Origin of the sequence: Rhodovulum bhavnagarense (genome assembly GCF_004343505.1) — a bacterium.
Taxonomy (GTDB): Bacteria; Pseudomonadota; Alphaproteobacteria; order Rhodobacterales; family Rhodobacteraceae; genus Rhodovulum; species Rhodovulum bhavnagarense.
The window spans coordinates 72,254-89,516 of the sequence record NZ_SLXU01000010.1; the positions used below are offsets into that span (position 1 = coordinate 72,254).

Genomic DNA, 17,263 nt, shown 5'->3' on the forward strand with positions numbered 1-17,263 from the left:
CCCACATGGAAAAGCTGACCGTTCCAACCACGCCGATCGAGGGGCAAAAGCCCGGCACATCCGGTCTGCGCAAGAAAACGCGGGTCTTCATGCAGAGGCACTATCTTGAGAATTTCGTCCAGGCGATCTGGACAGCGATTGGCGGCGTGCAAGGCAAGACGCTGATCCTGGGCGGTGACGGGCGTTATTTCAACGATCGTGCTGCCCAGGTGATCCTGCGCATGGCGGCGGCGGGGGGCGCTGCGCGGGTAATCGTGGGGCAGGGGGCGATCCTTTCCACGCCCGCCGCGTCGAACCTGATCCGGCAACGCCAGACCGATGGCGGCATCATCCTGTCGGCCAGCCACAATCCCGGCGGGATCGACGCCGATTTCGGGATAAAGTTCAACATGCCCAACGGAGGCCCCGCACCCGAGGATGTGACGAACCGCATCTTCGAGGCGACAAGGACCATCACCGCCTACGATATCGTTGAATCGCGTGATGTCGACCTGTCCCGCACGGGCGAGACGCGGCTTGGCGACATGATCGTCGAGGTCGTGGACCCGGTTGCCGACTATGCGGCTCTGATGGAGCGTCTTTTCGATTTCGATGCCATCGCGCGGCTGATCGCAGGTGGGTTCACCCTGCGTTTCGATGCGATGCACGCGGTCACTGGCCCCTATGCCAAGGCGATCCTGGAGGACCGGCTGGGCGCCGCGCCGGGCAGCGTGATGAACGCGGTGCCGCAACCCGATTTCGGCGGCGGGCACCCGGACCCCAACCCGATCTGGGCGAAACCGCTGGTCGATCTGGTGATGGGACCCGACGCGCCGGATTTCGCCGCGGCCTCGGACGGGGATGGCGACCGCAACATGATCCTGGGGCGCGGGGTCTACGTGACACCGTCCGACAGCCTTGCGGTGTTGGCGGCCAATGCGCATCTGGCGCCGGGCTATGCGGACGGGCTGAAGGGGGTGGCGCGCTCGATGCCGACCTCGCGGGCGGTGGACCGCGTGGCGGCGGCGCGGGGGCTGGCGTGCTATGAAACGCCGACCGGGTGGAAATTCTTCGGCAACCTGCTTGATGCGGGGCGGGCAACGCTGTGCGGCGAGGAGAGCGCCGGGACCGGATCGGACCATGTGCGCGAGAAGGACGGGCTCTGGGCGGTGCTGCTGTGGCTGAACATCCTGGCGGCCAGCGGGCGTTCGGTCGCGGAGACGATGCAGGCGCATTGGCGGGAATTCGGGCGCAACTACTATTCGCGCCACGATTACGAGGCGCTGGACAAGACCGTGGCCGATGCGCTGATGGGCGATCTGCGCGGTTGCCTGGCCGTCCTGCCGGGGCAGAGCTTTGCCGGGCGGCGCGTGACCGAGGCCGACGAGTTCGCCTATGACGATCCGGTGGATGGCAGCCACAGCGCGGGGCAGGGTCTGCGCATCGGTTTCGAGGGCGGCGCGCGGGCGGTGTTCCGGCTGTCGGGCACGGGCACCGAGGGCGCGACCCTGCGCGTCTATCTTGAGGATTTCGTCGACGACCCGACCCGGCTGGACCTCGCGCCCGAAACGGCGCTGTCCGATATCGTGGCCGCGGCTGACGCTATCGCGGGTATCGGCGCGAAAACGGGACGCCTGGCGCCGGATGTGATCACCTGAAGACGGGGCTGTCCCGCCTCAATCTCACATCAGGGACTGGTAATAGGCGATGCCCTCGTTGATGTCGGGAAAGTAGCGCATCCTTCCACCCTCCAGGACGGCCGCCTCGGTACATAGCCGCTTGACCTGTGGCAAGGCGTGGCTGACCATGATCGCGCCGGCCGTTTCCAACCGGGCAAGGAACAGCTCGTCGCTTTTCTTCTTGAACGAGGCATCGCCCACGGCCGTGATTTCATCCACGAGGTAGGTGTCGAAAGGGATACCCATCGACACCCCGAAGGCCAGCCGCGAGCGCATTCCCGAGGAATAGGTGCGCACCGGCAGGCCGAAATGCTGGCCCAACTGGGCAAAATCCCGCACGAATGCAACCAGTTCGTCGGTGTCGACCCCATAGACGCGCGCGATAAAGCGTGTGTTTTGCAGCCCGGTCAGTTCGGGATGAAACGATCCGGCAAAGCCGACCGGCCAGGATACGGTGCCGTGGCGGATGACCTCGCCCGAATCGGGGTCCATCGCGCCCGAGATCATCTTGAGAAGGCTTGATTTTCCTGCCCCGTTGCGCCCGAGTACCGCGACCGCGGTCCGGGGCGGGAAAACCGCCGAGATCCGGTCGGCGACCACCTTGTGCCGGCCGTTCAGGACATAGGTCTTGGAAAGCTCGCGCAGTTCGATCATCGCCGGTCGCGCAAAGAATAGTAGATCAGGGCCCCGATCGCCCACGAGATCGCCAGCCCCGCGCCAAGGATCGCCAGCAAAACGATGCGGCGCGGATATTCCGGGGTCTCGGCCAGCGTGGGTGGTATATAGGAGGCAAGATAGCGCGACTTGCGTTGTGCCTCGGACAGGGCAAGGTCATAGGCGGTACGTGCCGAGATCGCGGCGCGTTCGGCGAATTCGAGATCGACCGACAAGGCCTCGTATTCCTCCAGCAGGCGGGAAAAGGCGTCATCCTTGCGTTCGCCGCTTTCGACGAACTGGTCGCGTTCGCGCTCGATCCGGTCGCGGATCACCTCGATCCGGCGTTCGATCTGGGCAAGGCGCGGATCGTTGGTGCTCGCGTTTTCAAGCAACAGGTCGCGTTCGATGATCGCTTCTGCCAATTGCGCCTGCAACGAGGTAATCAGACCCATCTGGCTCTGGATATCGGCGGTGGGATCGACGATCCGGCTTTGGTTGCGGAAACTCGTCAATGCCTGCCGGGCCTGTTTCATCCGGTCCTGCGCTCGGGCCAGTTCCTGTTCGGAATAGCGGAGCGTGTCGGCCTGGGCGATGGCCGACAGCTCGTTGATCATGCCGTTGCTTTCCTCGAAGATCGCGACAGCGATGGCATGGGCGCTTGCAGCGTCGAAGGCCAGCACCCGCACCTCGATCAAACCGCTGGAGCGGTCGTAGAATACCTTGACCATGCGCCGCCAATAGGCCGAAAGCGCCTCTATCCGCGTGTCTTCGCCGAGTGCGAAAACCGGATCGTTGTCACGGCGATAGATCCCGGCAAGGCCGAGCCTTTCGTCCACTGCGCGCACGATCTGCGGCGACTGGATGAATTCGTAAAGAATGTCGGTATCCGATGAGTTGGCGCTCGACAACTCGCTGATCCCGCCCAGAAGTTCGATCGCCGACCCGGTGTCGGCGGTACGCACCGCGAACCCCACGCGCGAGGCGTATTGATCATTGGCGATACTGAAAAGGTAATAGGCGGCCCCGATGAATGGCACGACCACCCAGGCGAGGAAGGTGATCATCAGGACGACATGGCGCAGTTTCAGTCGCGCGGGCCCGGCCGTGGGCATCGTCGTCCCCGACCCCCGGTGCGGCCCCGTGCCTGGCGGATTTCCCACAGGGCGCTCATTTGACGGGGTATCGGTTCCGTTCTTCTGGGGGATGTCGTTCAAAACACGTCTCGATCGCTGATGCTGGCGCCGGTTCGGGCGGTGATGGCCCGGACGGTCGCCCTGTCCGATGCCACAAATCGGTCGCAAGGCCAAGCGGCAAGCGCGCGGCGTGCGGTTTCGCGTGCCCGATGCGTGCCCAAGGGCGCAGGCCAGTTGCGGCGTGCCGGGTCTCGCGACGGGGCTTGATTCCATGACAGGCGGCCGTTATACGCGCCCGGTGGTCCGGCGGGCCGCAGTATATAACATCGAAAAATGCCGTGGTTGGTCCCATCCGCTTCGGGGGTCACATCCGGCGTCAGGAGAAGCGATATGAAACTTCACGAATTGCGCGACAACGAAGGCGCGGCGAAAAAGGCCAAGCGGGTCGGCCGTGGTCCCGGCTCTGGCAAGGGCAAGATGGCCGGCCGTGGTATCAAGGGTCAGAAGTCGCGTTCGGGCGTGGCCATCAACGGCTACGAGGGCGGGCAGATGCCGCTTTACCAGCGGCTTCCCAAGCGCGGCTTCAACAAGCCCAACCGCAAGAAATTCGCCGTGGTCAACCTTGGCCTGATCCAGAAATTCGTCGATGCTGGCAAGCTGGATGCAAAGGCACCGATCACCGAGGATGCGCTGGTGGCTTCGGGCCTTGTGCGCCGCAAGCTGGACGGGGTACGCGTCCTGGCCAAGGGCGAGTTTTCGGCCAAGCTTGACCTGGACGTGACCGGTGCTTCGAAATCGGCGATCGACATGGTCGAAAAGGCGGGCGGCACGCTCAAGATCGCACCCTCGGCGGCCGCGGCCGAATAAGGGATTGTTCGCGGGCCTCGTGCCGCTTACACCACCCCTAGTTTTCCCTTTGCGCCGCCGAGCCGGAAAACGGTCTCGGCGGCGTTGTCCTGAATAGAGGCTCAGCATGGCATCAGCAGCAGAGCAAATGGCTGCAAACATGAGCTGGGGGGCCTTCGGCAAGGCCACCGAGCTGCGTCAGCGGATTTTCTACGCCCTCGGGCTTCTGATCGTTTACCGGCTGGGCACTTATATTCCGGTACCCGGAATCGACGGTGCTGCGCTGCGCGATTTCATGGAGCAGGCCTCGGCCGGGCTGGGGGGCATCCTGTCGATGTTCACCGGCGGCGCGCTGGGCCGGATGGGTATCTTTGCCCTGGGTATCATGCCCTACATCTCGGCCTCGATCATCGTCCAGCTATTGGCGGCGATGGTGCCCCAGCTTGAGCAGCTCAAGAAAGAGGGCGAACAGGGGCGCAAGAAGATCAACCAGTATACCCGCTACGGCACAGTGTTCCTGGCGACTTTCCAGGCCTATGGACTGGCCGTCAGCCTGGAGGCCGGCGGCCTTGCATCCGATCCGGGCTGGTATTTCCGCGCCTCGACGGTGATTACCATCGTGGGTGGATGCATGTTCCTGATGTGGCTGGGCGAACAGATCACCGCGCGCGGTGTCGGAAACGGCATTTCGCTGATCATTTTCGTCGGCATCATCGCCGAGGTGCCCGCGGCACTGGCGCAGTTCCTCAGCCAGGGGCGGTCGGGCGCGGTGTCGCCCGCGGTGATCATCGGGGTGTTCGCGATGATCGTGGTCTTGATCGCCTTCGTGGTGTTCATGGAACGCGCCCTGCGCAAGATCCATATCCAGTACCCGCGCCGGCAAGTCGGCATGAAGGTTTACGATGGGGGATCGTCACACCTGCCGATCAAGGTTAACCCGGCGGGTGTCATTCCGGCGATTTTTGCTTCGTCGCTGCTGCTGTTGCCGACGACGATATCGACCTTCTCGCATAGTCAGTCAGGGCCGGTGATGTCGACGGTCATGGCCTATTTCGGGCCTGGTCAGCCGCTTTACCTGGCGTTCTTCACGATCATGATCGTGTTCTTTACCTATTTCTATACGGCCAACGTCGCCTTCAAGACCGAGGATGTGGCCGAGAACCTGAAGAACCAGAATGGTTTTGTGCCCGGCATCCGGCCGGGCAAGCGGACGCAGGAATATCTGGATTACGTTGTCAACCGTATCCTGGTGCTCGGCTCTGGCTATCTTGCGCTGGTTTGCCTGTTCCCGGAAATACTTCGTTCGCAGTTGAGCGTACCGTTCTATTTCGGTGGTACCTCGGTGCTCATCATCGTGTCGGTGACGATGGATACGATCCAGCAAATCCAGTCTCACCTGCTGGCGCACCAGTATGAGGGGCTGATCGAGAAATCCCAACTCGGCCGGAAACGCAAGACCAAGAGAAAAGGACCCGCGCGTCGATGAATATCATTCTTCTGGGCCCCCCGGGGGCTGGCAAGGGAACCCAGGCCCGCAAGCTTGTCGAAGAGCGTGGCATGGTGCAGTTATCGACCGGCGACATGCTGCGCGAGGCGCAGAAATCGGGCACTGAAATGGGCAAGCGCGTGGCCGAGGTGATGGCGCGGGGCGAGTTGGTGACCGACGAGATCGTCATCGGGCTGATCGAGGAAAAGCTGGACGCGGGCGATGCGGGTGGCTTCATCTTTGACGGGTTCCCGCGCACGTTGGCCCAGGCCGATGCGCTGGGGGCCCTTCTGGATCGTCACGGCGCCAGGCTGGACGCGGTTATAGAGATGCGGGTCGATGACGAGGCGCTGGTCAGCCGGATCACCGCGCGTTCGACCTGCGCGGGCTGTGGCGAGGTCTATAACGACATCACCCGGCCGATCCCCGCGGATGGCAAGTGCGTCAAGTGCGGTGGAACCGAGTTCAAGCGCCGCGCCGACGACAACGAGGACAGCCTGCGCCAGAGGTTGATGGAATATTACAAGAAGACTTCGCCGTTGATCGGTTATTACTATGCCAAGGGCCAGCTTTCGGGTGTGGACGGGCTGGCCGAGATCGACGATGTCGCGGGTGCCATCAACGCGGTGCTTGACAAGGCGTGATGTGCCTTGACGCCGGGCAAGAATCGCCCTAGGCACAGCGTCTCGACAGAGACCCGACCTTTTGCCGCAGGCCGCAGGCCAATCGCCGGCAGAGGCAAAGCGGCCCGAAGGCAGGATGCTTTCGGGCCTCAGTTGTGAAAAAAGGTTCCGGAACTACGGAATCGCAACAAAAAGGAACATACGTTTGGCACGTATCGCTGGCGTCAACATCCCGACCGGGAAACGCGTCCCCATCGCCCTGACCTACATTCACGGTATCGGCCCGGCCGCCGCCGGCTCGATCTGCGAGGCCGTCGGCATCGATGCGACCCGTCGCGTCAATGAGCTGTCGGATGCCGAGGTTCTGGCCATCCGCGAACATATCGACGCGAATTTCACCGTCGAGGGCGACCTGCGCCGCGAGGTGCAGATGAACATCAAGCGTCTCATGGATCTCGGTTGTTACCGGGGCCTGCGGCATCGCCGCAACCTGCCGGTGCGCGGCCAGCGCACCCATACCAACGCCCGCACCCGCAAGGGCCCGGCGAAACCCATCGCCGGCAAGAAGAAGTAAGGGAGGGCAGGACCAATGGCACGTGACAAGACCCGTATCCGCCGCAAGGAACGCAAGAACATCGCCGCAGGTGTGGCGCATGTGAATTCGTCCTTCAACAACACCAAGATCCTGATTTCCGACGTTCAGGGCAACGCGATCGCGTGGTCCTCTGCGGGCACCATGGGGTTCAAGGGTTCGCGCAAGTCGACGCCCTATGCCGCGCAGATGGCCGCCGAGGACGCTGGCCGCAAGGCGCAGGAACATGGCGTCAAGACCCTTGAGGTCGAGGTGCAGGGGCCCGGTTCGGGCCGCGAATCCGCGCTTCGCGCCCTGGCTGCCGTAGGCTTCAACATCACGTCCATCCGTGACGTGACGCCGATCGCGCATAACGGCTGCCGTCCGCCGAAACGCCGCCGGGTCTGACCGGGATTCTTGGCTCGGGCCGTGAACGTGTCGCGGCCCGAGTCCGTCGTATTTTCCCTCGGGCGTCTGCCGCTATGGACATGGGCGGCGGGCAGGAATTGAGGAGACAGGCATGATCCACAAGAATTGGCAGGAATTGATCAAGCCGACCCAGCTTGAGATCAAGCCGGGCAACGATCCCGCGCGCCAGGCCACCGTCATCGCCGAACCGCTTGAACGGGGTTTCGGTCTGACCCTGGGCAACGCGTTGCGCCGCGTTCTGATGAGCTCTTTGCAGGGTGCCGCGATCACCAGTGTCCAGATCGACAACGTTCTGCACGAGTTTTCGTCCATCGCCGGAGTCCGCGAAGACGTGACCGACGTGGTGCTCAACCTCAAGGGCGTTGCCCTCAGGATGGAGGTCGAGGGGCCCAAGCGGCTGTCGATCCAGGCCAAGGGTCCGTCGGTCGTGACCGCCGGCGATATCTCGGAAACGGCCGGTATCGAGGTTTTGAACCGTGATCACGTGATCTGTCACCTCGACGACGGTGCGGATCTGTTCATGGAACTGACCGTCAACTCCGGCAAGGGCTATGTCGCTGCCGACAAGAACCGCCCCGAGGATGCGCCGATCGGGCTGATGCCGATCGACGCGATCTTTTCGCCGGTCAAACGCGTGGCCTACGACGTTCAGCCCACCCGTGAGGGCCAGGTTCTTGACTATGACAAGCTGACGCTGAAGATTGAGACCGATGGCTCTGTCACTCCCGAGGACGCGGTGGCCTTTGCCGCGCGCATCCTTCAGGACCAGTTGTCGATCTTCGTCAACTTCGACGAGCCCGAGGCCGCTGGCCGCGAGGCAGAGGATGACGGGCTGGAGTTCAACCCGCTCCTTCTCAAGAAGGTTGATGAGCTCGAACTGTCGGTGCGTTCTGCCAACTGCCTCAAGAACGATAATATCGTCTATATCGGCGACCTTATCCAGAAGACCGAGGCCGAGATGCTGCGCACGCCGAACTTCGGCCGCAAGTCGCTGAACGAGATCAAGGAAGTGCTGTCCGGCATGGGCCTGCACCTCGGCATGGATGTCGAGGAATGGCCGCCGGAAAATATCGAGGACCTGGCCAAGAAATTCGAGGACCAGTTCTGAGATTCGGTGGGTTCCCATCCTGCCCATCTGGCGCAGGGTGGGGGTTTCCATCGCCACAACACCGGGCACCCGCCCCAAGGAGAGCCGGTGACACGCATCGCCGGCCAGACAAAGCAAAATCGCCCGTAGAGGGCAAAGAAGGAGAAAACACATGCGTCACGCCCGCGGCTATCGCCGCCTGAACCGCACGCACGAGCACCGCAAGGCGCTGTTTGCCAACATGGCCGGCTCGCTGATCGAGCATGAGCAGATCAAGACCACGCTGCCCAAGGCCAAGGAACTCAAGCGAATTGCTGACAAGCTCATCACGCTGGGCAAACGCGGCGACCTGCATGCCCGTCGACAGGCTGCCGCCCAGCTCAAGCAGGATGTCCTGGTTGCCAAGCTGTTCGAGGTTCTTGGCCCCCGTTATGCCGAACGGCAGGGTGGCTATACCCGCGTTCTCAAGGCCGGGTTCCGCTATGGTGACATGGCGCCGATGGCCATCGTCGAATTCGTGGACCGTGATCCCGAAGCCAAGGGCGCGGCCGACCGCGCGCGCCTTGCCGCCGAAGAGGCTGCCGAGGATTGATCACGGCCACCGCTGGATGGAAAGGGGCTCCGCCAGGAATGGCGGGGCCCCTTCTTGTTCCCGGCACGGGGACGAGGGCGTGCTCGCCTTTCATGGCCCAAATCGCGCCTGATGCAATTTTAGGTTGACGAAAACACTGCTCAACGGTCTAAAAAAACCATGTTTGAAAAATCTGTCTTCGATCGCGAACTCAAGACTTTGGAGGCACTGGCCCCGATGGGCTACAATATCGGCCTTCATATCCGGTTCACCTCACCGTTGATGACTTTTCAAAGCTACAGCCCAGAATGGCTGACGCATTACACCGAAAACGGTTACGTCCTTCGCGATCCCATGGTCGCGTGGGGCTTTTCAACCACCGGCGCGACCCGGTGGAGCAACAAAGACATTCCCGACCCGTTCGGCATCCTCGCGGAAGCTGAACGATTCGGGTTGAGGTTCGGCGTGACGATCTCCTGGGGGGAGATTTCCTCCAGAACCATTGCAAGTGTGGCACGAGCAGATCGGGAATTCGAGGATGCAGAGATCAACAGGATCCAGGCCCTCGTTCGTCGGCTTCATGACATGACCGAGCCACCGCAAGAGCTGACCAAGGCTCAGATCGAGGCGCTGAAGTGCATTGCGGATGGCGACCGGCATGCGGCCGCGGCCTGCAAGCTGGGGATTTCGGAAAGTGCGCTCAAGGCTCGCCTGACATCTGCCCGTCAGCGTCTCATGGCGCGCACCACTGCCGAAGCGATTCAGCGCGCAAAGGATTACGGACTGCTCTGAAGAGCAAACGCCTTCCGCAAGGTTTTTTACCCACCACCAACCCTGCAGGAGGCTCAAATGCAGACCACTACCCTTTCTTTCGAAAATCTTCACAACCATGGCGAGTTATTCGCGAACATGTTGCGCGCAAGGCGCGAACTTTTCATCGAGCGTAACAAGTGGAAACTGCCAGAGGCGCTGGGCATGGAGTACGATCAGTACGACACGCCGGCCAGCCGCTGGGTCGTCGTTCATGACGAATTGGGCGAGGTTCTGGCCGGCAACCGCCTGACGCCCACCACCGCGCGTTGCGGCATCTATACCTACATGATCCGCGATGCGCAGCTTGGCTTGCTGGACACCATACCTTCCAACCTGCTTTATGCCGAGGCACCGGTGGCGGAAACCGTCTGGGAAAGCTCGCGCTTGTTCGTCAGCCAGAAGGTACCGCTCATGCAGCGTCGTCCGATCTATTTCAACCTTGTGCAGGAACTGGCCAAGGCCGCGCGCAGCTTGGGCGCGACCCAATGCCTGACATTGCTGAATGCCAATTGGCACCTGTGGAACAAGAGGGTTGGCATCGACATGACGGCCATGGGCCCGGTGATGGAAATCGACGGCATCAACAACCAGGTGGTGTCGATGAACTTTGCGTCGAACCTGCACTGAGTGCCACGGCCCCCGCCTTTCGGGGCGGGGGCATTTCGCACCGTTGACGCACGATCGGCCGCTTTCCATATCTGGGCAGCGTCCCGGAAAGGAACCGTCGATGACCCGTCTTGCCGTGATCCTTTGCCTTTGCCTGCTGGGCCCGCCCGCCGGCGCAGAGCCGCGCGTGCCCGCCAGCCAGGCCGAGATCGGTCTCAGCTTTGCGCCCGTGGTGCGCATGGCCGCCCCGGCCGTGGTCAATATCTATGCCCGCCGGATCGTTGCCGACCGGGTAAGCCCATTTGCCGCGGACCCTTTTTTCTCGGAGTTGTTCCGCGATTTCGGGCGGGTTCAGCCGCGTGTGCAAAATTCCCTGGGCTCGGGCGTGATCGTGTCGCCTGATGGGTTGGTCGTGTCGAATTACCATGTCGTCGGCCAGGCAACCGAGATCCGCGTGGTTCTGAATGATCGACGCGAATATGACGCCGAGGTTCTTTTGGGTGACGAAGAGGCGGATCTTGCCGTCCTGCGCCTCAAAGACGCGCGCGACTTGCCCGCGCTAAGTTTTCGCGAGTCCGATATGGTCGAGGTCGGCGACCTGGTGCTGGCCATCGGCAACCCTTTCGGCATCGGCCAGACGGTCAGTTCCGGTATCGTGTCGGGGCTGGCACGGTCGGGCCTGTCTATCGGTGGCGGGCGGGGATTGTTCATCCAGACCGATGCGGCGATCAATCCGGGCAATTCGGGCGGCGCGCTGGTAGACATGGCCGGAAAGCTGGTTGGGATCAACACCGCGATCCTGTCGCGTTCGGGCGGGTCGAACGGCATTGGTTTTGCAATCCCGGCGAACCTGGTTGCCCGTTTCGTCGAACAGGCCGAGGCCGGGCATGACCGGTTCCAGCGACCATGGGCTGGGGTGTCGGGCCAGCCCGTCGATGCCGCGCTGGCAGATGCGCTGGGCATGGGACGGCCGCGCGGCCTGGTTCTGACTGCGGTTCATCCCCAAAGTCCCTTTGCCAAGGCCGGGCTGGATGTCGGCGACGTGGTGCTGGATCTGGACGGAACGCCGGTCAACACCCCGCAAGAGATGCTTTTCCGCCTGGCGGCCGAGGGGACCGGCGGCGTGTTGCCTCTGACCTATCTGCGCGGCGGCCGGGACCGTACCGTGCGCCTGGCCCTGGTCGCGCCCCCCGAAATCCCTGCCCGCGATCCAGTAACGATCGGGCGCCGCTGGGTTCTCGCGGGGCTCAGTGCGATCAACATCAACCCTGCCGTGGTGCAGGATTACGATCTGCCTGCGAACAGCGCGGGTGTCCTGGTTGCCGATCCGGGTAGCGTGGGTGCGCGTGTCGGACTGAGGGCCGGGGATATCCTGTTGCGGATCAATGATCGAGAGATTGACGATACCGGCGATGTCGAACGGGCGGCGACAGTTCAGAGCCCAAACTGGCAGATCGAATACCTGCGCGGTGGACGGCGTGGCGTGCTGCGCTTCCGTGTCTAGGCCGGCTGGGATAGGGTTGGCCCATGGCTGACCTTTTCGATCAGAGCAATGGTTCCAATGTTCCGTCGGGCCACCGACCGCTGGCCGACCGCTTGCGGCCCAAACGCCTGGCCGATGTCATCGGGCAGGATCATATCCTTGGCCGCGATGCGCCGCTGGGCGTGATGCTGGCCTCGGGGACGTTGTCCTCGGTGATCTTCTGGGGGCCGCCGGGCGTCGGCAAGACCACCATCGCGCGGCTTTTGGCCGACGAGACCGACCTGCATTTCGTTCAGATCAGCGCGATCTTTACCGGGGTGGCGGACCTGAAAAAGGTGTTCGAGGCCGCGAGGATGCGCCAAGCCAACGGTCAGGGGACGCTTTTGTTCGTGGATGAAATCCACCGCTTCAACAAGGCCCAGCAGGATGGATTCTTGCCGCATATGGAGGATGGCACGATCCTGTTGGTCGGTGCGACCACCGAGAACCCCAGTTTCGAGCTGAACGCCGCGCTGATGTCGCGCGCACAGGTGCTGGTACTCGAACGACTGGATCTTGCGCATCTGGAGCTTCTGGCACAACGGGCCGAACACGAACTGGGCCATGCGCTGCCGCTGACCGGTCCGGCGCGCGATAGCCTTTTGGAAATGGCCGATGGCGATGGCCGGGCGCTGTTGAACCTGGTCGAGCAGGTCGCGGCATGGACGGTCGAGGGGGCGTTGTCGCCCACCGACCTGGCGCGCCGCCTGCAACGGCGCGCCGCGCAATACGACAAGTCGGGCGAGGCGCACTATAATCTTATCTCGGCGCTGCATAAATCCGTGCGGGGGTCCGACCCGGACGCCGCGCTCTACTGGTTCTCCCGGATGCTGGAAGGGGGCGAAGACCCCCGCTTTCTGGCCCGCCGGATCACCCGCATGGCGATCGAGGATATCGGCCTGGCAGACCCGCAGGCACAAACAGTATGCCTTGATGCCTGGGCTGTCTATGAACGGCTGGGCAGTCCAGAGGGCGAGTTGGCGCTGGCGCAGGCCGTTCTTTATCTTGCTCTGGCGCCGAAATCGAACGCGGGTTACGCCGCCTACAAGAATGCTCGTGCTGCGGCCCGGCGCAGCGGGTCAGAGCCGCCGCCGAAACACATCCTGAACGCGCCGACGCAGATGATGAAGGATCAGGGCTACGGCGTGGGCTATGAATACGATCACGATACCGAGGCTGGTTTTTCCGGGCAGGACTATTTCCCCGAGGCGATGAAACGGGGCGTTTATTACATCCCGGTCGAACGCGGATTCGAGCGCGAACTCAAGAGGCGGCTGGACTATTTCACCAAACTGCGCGCAAAGCGGCAGGATGGTTGACACCCGAAGCCCGAGGCGACACAGCACGGACAATGACATTTCCAAGGATCACCCAGGCGAGCAGCGTGCGGGCGGCGGGGCGTCACCCGGCGACCTATCTCAATGGTTCCGCCGCGGTGGGCTTGATGCCGGTTTTATGGGGGCAAATAACGTGAGTGGCGTGCAAACCTTGACGGTCGAGGCGGGCGAAGGCGATCAACGACTCGACCGCTGGTTCCGTCGCCGGTTCCCCCATATCCCGCAGGGCCGGATCGAAAAGATGTGCCGCAAGGGTGAAATCCGAGTCGATGGCGGGCGGGTCAAAACCGCAACCCGGTTGCAAGAGGGGCAAAGCGTCCGAATCCCTCCCCTGCCCGCGAGCGCGGCGCCCCTGCACGACCGTCCCCGCGTTTCAGAGGCCGACGCGGCGATGATCCGCGAATGCGTGCTTTATCGCGACGACCACATCATCGCGCTGAACAAGCCGCCGGGCCTGCCTGTGCAAGGCGGTAGCGGCCAGGCGCGTCATGTCGATGGGCTGGCCGAGGCGCTGTGCTTCGACCTCGACGAAAAGCCCCGGCTGGTTCACCGGCTGGACAAGGATACCTCTGGTGTCTTGCTGCTGGCGCGCACGCGGGCGGTGGCGAATGCGCTTACCGCCGCGTTTCGCGCGCGCGAAACGCGCAAGATCTACTGGGCCGCCGTGGCGGGCACGCCCAGCCCCGCGATGGGGACGATTCGCTTCGGGCTGGTCAAGGCGCCGGGCCATGGCGCTGGCGGCGAGGGCGAAAAGATGCGCTGCGTGCATCCCGGCGCCGTGGATACGACGCCGGGGGCAAAACGGGCGGTAACCGATTACGCGGTGCTGTCCTCACTGGGGCGGCGGGTCAGTTGGTGCGCGCTTGTGCCCGTTACCGGGCGCACCCACCAGTTGCGCGCGCATATGGCCGAGATCGGTCACCCCGTCGTGGGCGATGGGAAATACGGTGGTTCGGGTCAGGAAAACCTGGGCGAGGGCTGGGGCGCGCAGCTGGGCGGTGAGATCAGCCGCAAGCTGCACCTGCATGCCCGTCACCTTGTGCTGGCCCATCCGGTCACGGGCGCGACCTTGCGCCTGACCGCGCCCCTGCCGCCGCATATGCAGCGCACATGGGACATGCTGGGCTGGAATGCGGCCGATGTGCCCGCCGACCCGTTCGAGGACCTGGAATGACCGACCTCAAGCTGGCGGTGTTCGATATCGATGGCACCCTTGTCGACAGCCAGGACATGATCGTGCGCGCAATGACACATGCGTTCGAGGCGCTGGCCCTGCCGGTACCCGCGCGGCCCGAGATCTTGTCGATCATCGGGTTGTCGCTGCCGCAGGCGATGGCGCGCCTGGCCCCTGCGCTGGTTCCTGACCGGCTGGATGATGCCGTGACAGCCTATCGCGACTCGTTCTTTGCGATGCGCAGCACTGACGGGGCGGCGGCGGCGCTGTTTCCAGGGGCGCGCGCGGCGCTGGATGCGTTGCATATGCGTGACGAGGTTTTGCTGGGGGTGGCCACGGGAAAGGCCCGGCGTGGGCTCGTCCACATGGTCGAGACGCACGGGCTGGAGGGATATTTCCAGACGACGCATACCGCCGACGAACATCCCTCCAAGCCCCATCCCGCGATGCTGGAGGCTGCGCTGGCCGAGACCGGGGTCGCGCCGGGCCGCGCGGTGATGATCGGCGACACGAGTTTCGATATCGAGATGGGCCGGGCCGCGGGCTATCGCACCATCGGGGTGGCCTGGGGCTATCACCCGGTGTCAGCGTTGCACGCCGCCGGTGTGGATCGCGTGATCGACGATTTCGCCGCGCTTGGCCCTGCGCTTGCGGAATTTTGGGAGGGTTAGACATGGTCGAATGGGCGCCCAAACGTTTTTGGAAGACGACGGAGGTGGTCGGCACCGAGGGCGGTTTCACCGTTCATCTGGACGGGCGGCCGGTCAAGACGCCGGCCAAGGCAGCCTTCGTGGTGCCGACCCGCGCCATGGCCGAGGCCGCCGCCACCGAATGGGATGCACAAGGCGATCTCATAAACCCGTTGACCATGCCGGTGACCCGCTCGGTCAATGCGGCGCTTGACAAGGTGGCCACTCAAAAGGCCGAGGTCGTGGCCTTGATCGCGGCCTATGGTGAAAGCGATCTGCTGTGTCACCGTGCCGATACGCCCGCGGAACTGGCCGCGCGTCAGGCGCAGGCCTGGGACCCGCTATTGGATTGGGCGGGAACGGCGCTGGACGCGCGGCTGAACGTGATCTGCGGTGTTTTGCCCTGTCCTCAGCCGGATGCGACCCTTGCCGCCCTGCGCGCACAGGTGTCGGGACAGGACATATTTTGCCTTACGGCGCTGTACGATCTTGTGGGGTTGTCCGGGTCCTTGGTTATCGGGCTTGCTGCGATCCATGCCGTCGCCCCGATCGAGCGGCTTTGGGAAATTTCGCGGATCGACGAGACTTGGCAGGAAGAACAATGGGGTGTCGATACCGAGGCCGCCGAGGCCGCCGGACTGAAACGGCGCGATTTCCTGCATGCGAGACGTTTTTACGATCTTGCGCGGATATCCGCCTGATGCCCGAGGGGTGGGCCGGATTGCCTAAAATCTAGACATTTTGTTTCCCACATCCGACGATCTGACTTCCGACGTCCATCGGGGCAGTGCAGCCTTGACGGATTGGCGGGATTTTGCCCAAACTTGCGGCATCGATCGGGGCGTTGCCTGTCTCTCGCGTCGTCCCATGCCCTGACGGGCAGGAGATAATTAAAACCGTCCGCACGGGCGGAGCATCAGGAAGAGGTAAATATGAAAAAATCGGTAATTCTCGGCGCGCTGACTGTTGCCGGTCTGCTTGCTGGCGCGGCGGGCGCCGCGACGCTGGACGATGTCAAGGCCCGTGGCAAGTTGAACTGCGGGATCAATACCGGTCTTGTCGGATTCGCCGCGCCCGATGCCAACGGCGAATGGAGCGGTTTTGACGTTGCCTATTGCCGGGCGCTGGCCGGGGCTGTTCTGGGCGATCCGAGCGCGATCGAGTTCGTCTCGCTGACCGGCAAGACGCGCTTTACCGCGCTGGCCTCGGGCGAGATCGACGCGCTGTCGCGCAACACCACCTGGACCCTGACCCGTGATGTTGACCTCAAGTTCACCTTTGTCGGCGTGAACTACTATGACGGTCAAGGGTTCATGGTTCCCAAGGCGCTGGGCGTGACCTCGGCCAAGGAACTTGATGGCGCGACGGTCTGCATCCAGACCGGTACCACGACAGAGTTGAACCTCGCGGATTTCTTCCGCACCAACAATATCAGCTATGAGCCGGTTCCGATCGAGACCAATGCCGAGGCGCAGCAGCAGTTCCTTGCCGGTGCCTGCGATGTCTACACGACCGACGCCTCTGGCCTGGCCGCGACCCGCGCCACGTTCGAGAATCCGGGCGATTACGCGATTCTGCCCGAAATCATCTCGAAAGAGCCCCTGGGCCCGCTGGTCCGGCACGGTGACGATGGGTGGGCCGATATCGCCCGTTGGACGCTGAACGCGCTGATTGCCGCCGAAGAACTTGGCGTCACCTCGGCCAATATCGATGAGATGGCGGCTGCGCCCACCTCCAACCCCGAGATCAACCGCCTGCTCGGCACCGAGGGCAACATGGGTGAAATGCTGGGCCTGCCGGCGGATTGGGCCGTCAAGGCGATCAAGGCCGGTGGCAATTATGGCGAGATTTTCGAGAAATATATCGGCGAGACCACTCCGGTCGGCCTGGCGCGCGGCTTGAATGCGCAGTGGACCAACGGCGGCCTGATGTACGCCCCGCCGTTCCGCTAAGACAACGGCAAGGGCGCGAAGCACCGCTTCGCGCCCTTGTTGTTTCGAACGCCCGAGACAAAGCAATTCGCGCGGAACCGGATGCGCCGCCACGGGCGGACGCAGGACG

Annotated in this window: 18 protein-coding genes; 16 read left to right on the forward strand and 2 right to left on the reverse strand. The window is 63.2% G+C overall.

From position 1 onward, the window contains the following. The first annotated feature begins 5 nt into the window (after window positions 1-5). Window positions 6-1,637, forward strand: a complete 1,632-nt coding sequence (locus tag EV663_RS10780) for an alpha-D-glucose phosphate-specific phosphoglucomutase (protein ID WP_132951810.1) — start codon at window positions 6-8, stop codon at window positions 1,635-1,637. Between the two features lie 24 nt (window positions 1,638-1,661). Here EV663_RS10780 and EV663_RS10785 read toward each other — a convergent pair whose 3' ends face one another. Both EV663_RS10785 and EV663_RS10790 read right to left on the reverse strand, forming a co-directional pair. Further along, complete coding sequence (locus EV663_RS10785) at window positions 1,662-2,312, reverse strand: ABC transporter ATP-binding protein (protein ID WP_132951811.1); 651 nt, start codon at window positions 2,310-2,312, stop codon at window positions 1,662-1,664. Next, the gene (locus EV663_RS10790) at window positions 2,309-3,427 is read right to left on the reverse strand and encodes a KpsE/RkpR family capsule polysaccharide export protein (RefSeq protein ID WP_132951812.1); all 1,119 of its coding nucleotides are present in this window, start codon (window positions 3,425-3,427) and stop codon (window positions 2,309-2,311) included. Before EV663_RS10790 ends, EV663_RS10785 begins: the two co-directional genes overlap by 4 nt. A gap of 411 nt (window positions 3,428-3,838) precedes the next feature. Between EV663_RS10790 and rplO the strand changes: the two genes are divergently transcribed. The 15 genes from rplO (at window position 3,839) to EV663_RS10865 (ending at window position 17,154) form a co-directional block, all read left to right on the forward strand. Continuing rightward, entirely contained in the window at window positions 3,839-4,315 is a 477-nt protein-coding gene (rplO, locus tag EV663_RS10795) for a 50S ribosomal protein L15 (protein WP_132951813.1), read from the forward strand. A 106-nt stretch (window positions 4,316-4,421) separates the two neighbouring features. Then, on the forward strand, window positions 4,422-5,780 hold the full coding sequence (secY, locus tag EV663_RS10800; protein ID WP_132951814.1) for a preprotein translocase subunit SecY: 1,359 nt from the start codon (window positions 4,422-4,424) through the stop codon (window positions 5,778-5,780). Then, complete coding sequence (locus EV663_RS10805) at window positions 5,777-6,424, forward strand: adenylate kinase (protein WP_132951815.1); 648 nt, start codon at window positions 5,777-5,779, stop codon at window positions 6,422-6,424. The genes secY and EV663_RS10805 overlap by 4 nt, the downstream gene beginning before the upstream one ends. A 184-nt stretch (window positions 6,425-6,608) precedes the next feature. After that, window positions 6,609-6,977, forward strand: a complete 369-nt coding sequence (gene rpsM / locus EV663_RS10810; RefSeq protein WP_132951816.1) for a 30S ribosomal protein S13 — start codon at window positions 6,609-6,611, stop codon at window positions 6,975-6,977. Window positions 6,978-6,992: 15 nt separating this feature from the next. Continuing rightward, window positions 6,993-7,382, forward strand: coding sequence for a 30S ribosomal protein S11 (gene rpsK / locus EV663_RS10815; RefSeq protein ID WP_132951817.1), 390 nt, complete (start codon window positions 6,993-6,995; stop codon window positions 7,380-7,382). 112 nt (window positions 7,383-7,494) lie between these two features. After that, window positions 7,495-8,511 (forward strand): DNA-directed RNA polymerase subunit alpha, encoded by a 1,017-nt coding sequence (locus EV663_RS10820; protein WP_132951818.1) that lies wholly within the window; start codon window positions 7,495-7,497, stop codon window positions 8,509-8,511. Between the two features lie 151 nt (window positions 8,512-8,662). Then, the gene (rplQ, locus tag EV663_RS10825) at window positions 8,663-9,082 is read left to right on the forward strand and encodes a 50S ribosomal protein L17 (protein WP_132951819.1); all 420 of its coding nucleotides are present in this window, start codon (window positions 8,663-8,665) and stop codon (window positions 9,080-9,082) included. A gap of 159 nt (window positions 9,083-9,241) precedes the next feature. After that, window positions 9,242-9,853, forward strand: a complete 612-nt coding sequence (locus EV663_RS10830; protein WP_132951820.1) for a helix-turn-helix transcriptional regulator — start codon at window positions 9,242-9,244, stop codon at window positions 9,851-9,853. A 57-nt stretch (window positions 9,854-9,910) separates the two neighbouring features. Further along, window positions 9,911-10,501: an acyl-homoserine-lactone synthase gene (locus tag EV663_RS10835; RefSeq protein ID WP_132951821.1), complete on the forward strand. Its 591-nt coding sequence runs from the start codon at window positions 9,911-9,913 to the stop codon at window positions 10,499-10,501. 100 nt (window positions 10,502-10,601) lie between these two features. After that, complete coding sequence (locus tag EV663_RS10840; protein ID WP_132951822.1) at window positions 10,602-11,984, forward strand: trypsin-like peptidase domain-containing protein; 1,383 nt, start codon at window positions 10,602-10,604, stop codon at window positions 11,982-11,984. 23 nt (window positions 11,985-12,007) lie between these two features. Then, complete coding sequence (locus EV663_RS10845) at window positions 12,008-13,321, forward strand: replication-associated recombination protein A (RefSeq protein ID WP_132951823.1); 1,314 nt, start codon at window positions 12,008-12,010, stop codon at window positions 13,319-13,321. A gap of 151 nt (window positions 13,322-13,472) precedes the next feature. Further along, on the forward strand, window positions 13,473-14,513 hold the full coding sequence (locus EV663_RS10850) for an RluA family pseudouridine synthase (protein ID WP_132951824.1): 1,041 nt from the start codon (window positions 13,473-13,475) through the stop codon (window positions 14,511-14,513). Then, on the forward strand, window positions 14,510-15,184 hold the full coding sequence (locus EV663_RS10855; protein ID WP_132951825.1) for an HAD-IA family hydrolase: 675 nt from the start codon (window positions 14,510-14,512) through the stop codon (window positions 15,182-15,184). Before EV663_RS10850 ends, EV663_RS10855 begins: the two co-directional genes overlap by 4 nt. A gap of 2 nt (window positions 15,185-15,186) precedes the next feature. Continuing rightward, window positions 15,187-15,903 carry an ATP12 family chaperone protein gene (locus EV663_RS10860; RefSeq protein ID WP_132951826.1) on the forward strand — a complete coding sequence of 239 codons (717 nt, stop codon included), beginning with the start codon at window positions 15,187-15,189 and terminating at the stop codon, window positions 15,901-15,903. A 231-nt stretch (window positions 15,904-16,134) separates the two neighbouring features. Next, window positions 16,135-17,154 (forward strand): amino acid ABC transporter substrate-binding protein, encoded by a 1,020-nt coding sequence (locus tag EV663_RS10865; protein WP_132951827.1) that lies wholly within the window; start codon window positions 16,135-16,137, stop codon window positions 17,152-17,154. Window positions 17,155-17,263 lie beyond the last annotated feature (109 nt).

What these genes read in the sequence shown, in the direction of transcription:
- EV663_RS10780 (WP_132951810.1), top strand. Translation starts at nt 6, where the DNA reads ATGGAAAAGCTGACCGTTCCAACCACGCCGATCGAGGGGCAAAAGCCC.
- EV663_RS10785 (WP_132951811.1), bottom strand. Translation starts at nt 2,312, where the DNA reads ATGATCGAACTGCGCGAGCTTTCCAAGACCTATGTCCTGAACGGCCGG.
- EV663_RS10790 (WP_132951812.1), bottom strand. Translation starts at nt 3,427, where the DNA reads ATGCCCACGGCCGGGCCCGCGCGACTGAAACTGCGCCATGTCGTCCTG.
- rplO (WP_132951813.1), top strand. Translation starts at nt 3,839, where the DNA reads ATGAAACTTCACGAATTGCGCGACAACGAAGGCGCGGCGAAAAAGGCC.
- secY (WP_132951814.1), top strand. Translation starts at nt 4,422, where the DNA reads ATGGCATCAGCAGCAGAGCAAATGGCTGCAAACATGAGCTGGGGGGCC.
- EV663_RS10805 (WP_132951815.1), top strand. Translation starts at nt 5,777, where the DNA reads ATGAATATCATTCTTCTGGGCCCCCCGGGGGCTGGCAAGGGAACCCAG.
- rpsK (WP_132951817.1), top strand. Translation starts at nt 6,993, where the DNA reads ATGGCACGTGACAAGACCCGTATCCGCCGCAAGGAACGCAAGAACATC.
- EV663_RS10820 (WP_132951818.1), top strand. Translation starts at nt 7,495, where the DNA reads ATGATCCACAAGAATTGGCAGGAATTGATCAAGCCGACCCAGCTTGAG.
- rplQ (WP_132951819.1), top strand. Translation starts at nt 8,663, where the DNA reads ATGCGTCACGCCCGCGGCTATCGCCGCCTGAACCGCACGCACGAGCAC.
- EV663_RS10830 (WP_132951820.1), top strand. Translation starts at nt 9,242, where the DNA reads ATGTTTGAAAAATCTGTCTTCGATCGCGAACTCAAGACTTTGGAGGCA.
- EV663_RS10835 (WP_132951821.1), top strand. Translation starts at nt 9,911, where the DNA reads ATGCAGACCACTACCCTTTCTTTCGAAAATCTTCACAACCATGGCGAG.
- EV663_RS10840 (WP_132951822.1), top strand. Translation starts at nt 10,602, where the DNA reads ATGACCCGTCTTGCCGTGATCCTTTGCCTTTGCCTGCTGGGCCCGCCC.
- EV663_RS10845 (WP_132951823.1), top strand. Translation starts at nt 12,008, where the DNA reads ATGGCTGACCTTTTCGATCAGAGCAATGGTTCCAATGTTCCGTCGGGC.
- EV663_RS10855 (WP_132951825.1), top strand. Translation starts at nt 14,510, where the DNA reads ATGACCGACCTCAAGCTGGCGGTGTTCGATATCGATGGCACCCTTGTC.
- EV663_RS10860 (WP_132951826.1), top strand. Translation starts at nt 15,187, where the DNA reads ATGGTCGAATGGGCGCCCAAACGTTTTTGGAAGACGACGGAGGTGGTC.
- EV663_RS10865 (WP_132951827.1), top strand. Translation starts at nt 16,135, where the DNA reads ATGAAAAAATCGGTAATTCTCGGCGCGCTGACTGTTGCCGGTCTGCTT.